The sequence below is a fragment of the Acinetobacter sp. S4397-1 genome (assembly GCF_024129285.1).
GTDB lineage: Bacteria > Pseudomonadota > Gammaproteobacteria > Pseudomonadales > Moraxellaceae > Acinetobacter > Acinetobacter lwoffii_C.
Map to the genome: position 1 here is coordinate 1 of NZ_JAMXXZ010000058.1, position 5,781 is coordinate 5,781.

6 protein-coding genes and 1 pseudogene are annotated in these 5,781 nt (G+C 34.2%); 2 read left to right on the forward strand and 5 right to left on the reverse strand.

The genetic code is table 11. The annotated features are described in order from the left end of the window. Positions 1-851: 851 nt before the first annotated feature. Positions 852-1,034 (forward strand): hypothetical protein, encoded by a 183-nt coding sequence (locus NI467_RS14245; protein ID WP_253153466.1) that lies wholly within the window; start codon positions 852-854, stop codon positions 1,032-1,034. A 663-nt stretch (positions 1,035-1,697) separates the two neighbouring features. Here NI467_RS14245 and NI467_RS14250 read toward each other — a convergent pair. From NI467_RS14250 to NI467_RS14265, 4 genes and pseudogenes are all read right to left on the reverse strand, one after another. Further along, complete coding sequence (locus tag NI467_RS14250; protein ID WP_151206181.1) at positions 1,698-1,880, reverse strand: hypothetical protein; 183 nt, start codon at positions 1,878-1,880, stop codon at positions 1,698-1,700. A gap of 259 nt (positions 1,881-2,139) precedes the next feature. Next, positions 2,140-2,334 (reverse strand): annotated as a pseudogene (locus tag NI467_RS14835) (I78 family peptidase inhibitor); the annotation flags it as partial. Positions 2,335-2,694: 360 nt separating this feature from the next. Next, on the reverse strand, positions 2,695-2,913 hold the full coding sequence (locus NI467_RS14260) for a hypothetical protein (RefSeq protein WP_253153467.1): 219 nt from the start codon (positions 2,911-2,913) through the stop codon (positions 2,695-2,697). Between the two features lie 236 nt (positions 2,914-3,149). Then, positions 3,150-3,614 carry a hypothetical protein gene (locus NI467_RS14265; protein WP_253153468.1) on the reverse strand — a complete coding sequence of 155 codons (465 nt, stop codon included), beginning with the start codon at positions 3,612-3,614 and terminating at the stop codon, positions 3,150-3,152. A gap of 1,258 nt (positions 3,615-4,872) precedes the next feature. Between NI467_RS14265 and NI467_RS14275 the strand changes: the two genes are divergently transcribed. Next, entirely contained in the window at positions 4,873-5,247 is a 375-nt protein-coding gene (locus NI467_RS14275) for a hypothetical protein (RefSeq protein WP_253153470.1), read from the forward strand. A gap of 190 nt (positions 5,248-5,437) precedes the next feature. Here NI467_RS14275 and NI467_RS14280 read toward each other — a convergent pair. Next, positions 5,438-5,781 (reverse strand): IS5 family transposase (locus NI467_RS14280; protein ID WP_253153471.1); only part of this gene is annotated, 344 nt, incomplete at its 5' end.

Here is a 5,781-nt window from a genome sequence, read left to right on the forward strand (position 1 = left end):
CATAAAGTGCCCCAAATAGAAGAATTACTACCTCACCGCTGGAAACCTGAACCCCGTTAAAACTTGGCGATGGCGTTCAGCGGATGCTTACACCTATTAGATCGAATAGGTAATAATAAAAATGAGAATAAGTAGCACGCCGGGAAATAATCGTGATTCCAATCCCTCGACTGGTCATGAAGCATCCACCATTTGTGTCTCGTTCGACATTGTGCCCCCTTAAAATCGGCAATAAAAAACTCCCGAAGGAGATCTTACTTAAAAATTAGACGTAAAATTTATAAAGCAAGTTTTCTGCCTTTTCTTCACTGGAAAGAATGTAAATTTAGGCTTGTATTTTTCATCACGGCTAAGCTCCAGCACTGTGGAGCTAACATCCTTAATCTCAAACACTTCAGCCACGCTTTTAGCTTTTATTATTTCATCATCTTCACTGAGCGTATATACATCAAGCTCAGGGCTTAACTTTTGAAGTTCTTTCGATTAAGTCTTTTATTTTCATTTAATATCACGTGATTATTTTTGACATTTTAGAATAATTTATTACGCAAGCCATCTCAACAGACTACTTCAAATCATCTGGCACATATTTTTTAGTATTATTTTAAGCAAACAGACACTGTACAGATTAGGTATCCACTAAATATAAATTAAACTTATTGACTATTTAAATAGTGAGATGGATCAATATGATCGAGTGCTTACTAAAAAACCTTTGAAATATAAATAAGATATAAACATTTTAATCGTACATATACCTACAAATGCATCCCTAAGCTACCTCATTGTAACTGCTTCTACTGTGCCATTCTTACCAGGTCGAATCTTCGGCAAACAAAATTGAGAAAACTATGTTAGTTAATACAAATACCGCTCAAAAAGCGTCTTTCAATCAATTTTCAAATAACGCTACTGACAACAAGCCTAAATCAGACAACCAGACACAGAAGCCCGCACAAGATAAGCCTGATCAAGATGATATAAACCCTACGAAAGAGCAGCATGATCAAAAAGAAAATGCAGACAAAAAATAAATCATAGCTCAATATCTTGATTAGCAAGAAAAGCCTATCTACCTGATGGGCTTTTTGGAATTCAAAATATCTGTTACGCCGTACATTACCTCAAATAATATGGCATTACGCATATAACGCCACACGTAAATTATTATCTACTCTTTCAGCTTAATCATAATTCCGTCAATTGCTAGCAACTCATTTTGTGTTAATTCAGACTGTTTGAGATTCTGATACTTGGACAGCCCAGCACTGCAAAATTCTAAGTCTTATTTAGCTTATACTTCTTCTGCCATAAGCATCTCATCAATAAGAAAAGAAAAAAACCGCTAATAATGTATATTTAGTGGGATTTTATATGCAGTAATCCGTCCAGTGAATTTAAGAAATAAAAAAAACCTGCACTTTGGGGAAAATGCAGGCTATAAACTGAAATTAAGTAAAAGTGTGGAGAATTACTTAATGTTGAGTAATTTACTATGAATTACTTTACTTTTCAACAATTCTTGATGCATTTCAACTTTTTATCATCAACTGTATGCTAAATCTCAGTCACACTATATAAACCGAACAAGCAAAATGGGAATTGGAGCATATTTTCCAGATATTAAAAGCCCCACTAAGAAGTGGGGATCATTACCAATTTTGAGAAATGAATACTTATTTATTCCCGGTATTTGACTAGCTGTGAATAACTTCTAACTCAAAACCGTTATCAATCATTTTATTAATACTGGGTATCAATGCGTCTATCCATTCTCCCTCACTCCAAACCTTTAAGACTCCATTTTCCTCCTTATAATAGGCATGAGTGAAAAATGAGATATGATGAATAACCTGTGTTCCATTTGGTATATTTTTCATACAAATCTCCAGTTTTTTTGTTGTAATTTTAATCTATCAGAATCTTATGTTTTTTAAGTATAGAAGCTTGTATCAATTCACTATTAAATGTGACTTTTCAAACAATGTATTAACCTATGTTATAAGAAGACGATTCCTTTAATTGTCAGTTTATTTTTACTTAAGCCGTTGTGAGTTAAGTTTTAATATATTTTTGGTTTCATGAACATCATCCAATAAAAAACCATCCGAAGATGGTTTTTTATTCAGCCTTGAGCTATTAGCCGCAAGATGCTTGAACAATAATTTTAGTTTGTGGATCGGTGACTACTGTAACTCGATCTGAACGGTAATCTAAAGTTACTGGCTGACCTGGTGTCACCATTCGTACAGTTTCCGCTTTAGTTTTAGCTTTAATGACTGCTTCAGATAAACCAGTTTGTCCAACCAATTTCGTTGCCTCATCCGCTATACAGCTAGTCATCGTATTTGGTGGTTGAGAAGGCATCTGTTCAGGATTATTTGCACATGCTGTCAATACAACTGCAGCTAAAATTAAAGATAAATTCTGGATAATTTTCATAAGCTTTTGTCTTATCAAGATAAAAACATAATCATACCGAATACAATAGCTTTAACTACAGGCTTAACTACAATCTCTATACATTTTACTCAAACTGAATATTTAAAAAAAGTATTACTCTCTTAAAGTGAAAATCTGTAAATTTCCATACAGATTTAATATTCACCCCCCATAAGAAAAGAAAAAACCTGCCAATAAAGCATATTTAACGGGATTTTTATATACCAACTATATTTGGCAAATTAAATATCATTAATACTCTACAGTAATTACAAATGTATTCTCATCTTCTAAATGAGTTTCAAAATTAAAAGCATGTTTGTGAAAGTATTCATTCAATTGCAAAATAGTGCCCTTATCAACAGTATTAAAAGGAATTTTTAAATGAATTGGATTTTCCTTACGCTTAGCAATAACCTCATGGAGTTTAATAAATAATTCTTCGTATTTACTTGTCGTAATATTGGCCATTTTGGTCACCAGTGATTACCAAAAATATAATTATAGCTGAGATACCAAACCCTATTGTAGGGATAGTTTTATAATCCCAGGAATACCGGGTTTTTCCACACAGTTCCGATATTCTTTTTTGTTATCGCTAATCTCAGTCACATCGTGCAGGCCGAATAAGCAAAATATGAACAGGGGCATGACTTTTCGCCTGGCAATAAAAAATCTCCAGAAGGAGATTTATTGAGTTAACCCAGCTATTTGAGTTCTGAATCTTCAAAATTTTTAGGGAGATTTAAATTGATTTTAAAATTTGTAGTTTGATTAATATCACCCCAGTCTCCGTAAATCAGTGCTTTAACTTCAATTCCGGTATCTTCATATAGGCGCTTATCCTTTAAAATTTTGAGAAACTTTTCAGCATCTACGTCATTTAGATAACCGACTTGAATACCACCGACAACCACCATAATCGCATAGGTATATTCTGTATTTGTGGTATCCATAATCAAGAGAGCATTAACCACTTTACTCACAGAGTTATCAAGTTGAGGGCCAACTATTTCAATTATAGGGTGCTGAAATTCAATTGCACTGGAAATTTTATGACCAAATTTATTTTTAGTCATTTCTTTAAACTTTCCACCGGACTTATGTTGGCTGGGTTTCACCATTACAAAGAATGTGATTAAAACAATAATCACAAGAAGAACTAGGCCCATGACTCATACTCTTCACATGGGAAAGATAACAACACCCTAACACAAAAGGATCTATATTCTTTAAGTTTTATTGGGTTTTAAACTCTCATAACAATTGATTTAACTCAGAAGACAGCCAGTCAATAAACTGATCTTTATCATCTATTTCCGGTATATCAAATACCCAATAATATTTAGATCCGAGCCTGCATTTAAATATTACAGTTAAGATATTGATTTTAATATAGGCATCTTCTCCCCTGAGCTCTGCAAATAATCGTAGAGTTATTGAAAAAACTTCAGCTTATTGACTATTTCATATTTTGATGGCTCATACTCCTTTAAGGCTTCATCATAAATAAAGGCAAAGATCTCTTGGATCATAGCAATGTCCAGTGGCTTAACTTCAATTAATAATGAAGATAAATCAACCCTTAGCATTACGGTGTACAACAAATGTATTGCGACTTGTTTTAATTTTTAAAAGATCATAAATGCACAAAAGCCCACCGTACGGCGAGCTTTTTATTAAATCGAGGAGCTTAAAACCCGACTAGGCCTTAAAACCTGCCAACATAACTTTACTTACTACTTCATCAAAGTCTGGCTTTGAAAGAGTTGACCTGCTATTTCTTATAGCTTTATAGGAAAAACTTGCTGCAAACCCCACACAAACCACAGTTAACAACTTCATTATTGCTTACCTCATGTATTGGGAAGATTTGATTTAAAATTATCATTTCTATCTGTAGTCTTTCAATTCACTTTAGAGTGATTTGTGTATTACACCTAAAACAATATGTAATAAAAAGGCCCACCCTTTGGCATTCACAATCACCAGCTGCCACAAGCCATTAGAGGCAACGAATACTGCTAAATCTGGCGTTGATCCAATGGGCAAAGCTCAATTTGAAAAATAAGATGCTCAAATTGGTGAATACTTAAAGTTTCTGGATGACTCTAAAGCCTTCTTCAACAGAGAAATACAAAATCCTCTGCAAAGACTGTTCTGCTGAATACAAAAAACAACTGCGTATCTGCTCTATTGAAAATTCAGCCTGATGATTACCCCAAGCTAAGCCCCGCTTAAAGACATTAAAGTCATAAGGGGAAGACTATAAGGCAAGTTAAATATCCCCTATAGGTAAATTCAGATAAGAATTCCTCCTCCTCATCGCAGTATTTTTTATGTCATCCAAATGTAAATAAATCTTTATATTTCTATCCAACTAATTAACATGTTTATACTTATGATTTAGAACGAAAAGGTTTGTTCAATATGAAATATATAATTGGTGCTTCATTTCTTGCTTTGGCACTGGCCGGCTGCAATTCATCTCCTACACAACCTACAGAATCAACGCCTCCTGTAGAAAGCACACCAAGCACTCCGGCTGAAACCCAAGTAATTAACTTTGTTGGACCAATGGATCTAACGATTCAGCTTAAGTCATCTGACAATTTTGAAACAGCAGAAATGACTGATAATTCAGGCAAGGTTCATCATTTGAAGCAAACTGTAGCGGCTAGTGGTGTACGTTTAGCGAATGACCAAGGTGTATCTATTCACTTTAAGCGTGGCGAAGGTGTAGTAGAGTTAGTTAAAGGTAAGTCAATTAACATTACTGAATACAAAACTGAATACAAAAAATAAGATTCTTACTTTAAAAACCCATCTTAAGATGGGTTTTATTTTAGCTATGACCCAAGACAAAATACCCCTCCCAGACAACCTGCATAAGAAACTTGCACCCCCATCTATATAGTTTTTTTATGTAACGAGTGAGGTTCAAAATAACGTCCATAATAATCAGTATAAGCCCTATAATTATTAGGGCGTGTCCTCATTTGGCTTTACACCAAATAAACATGCAAGCAATGTAGATTATAGACTGATAATTTCGTGCAAGCTTATCAAATCGGGTGGCAATAGCACGGAAATGTTTTAATCTCGCAAATGCATTTTCAACTAAATGCCTTAATTGATATAGATATTTATCAAACTCCTTATTCGACCTCTTCCTATTTGATCTCATTGGAATAATGGGAATCATATCCTTATTCTGGGCATATATTCTAATGTGCCCAGCATCATACCCCTTATCAGCAATAAGATAAGTTGCCTCGTCTACAGTATCAATCAGTTGTTTTGCAACTTGACTGTCGTGGACGTCACCCCCAGTGATTT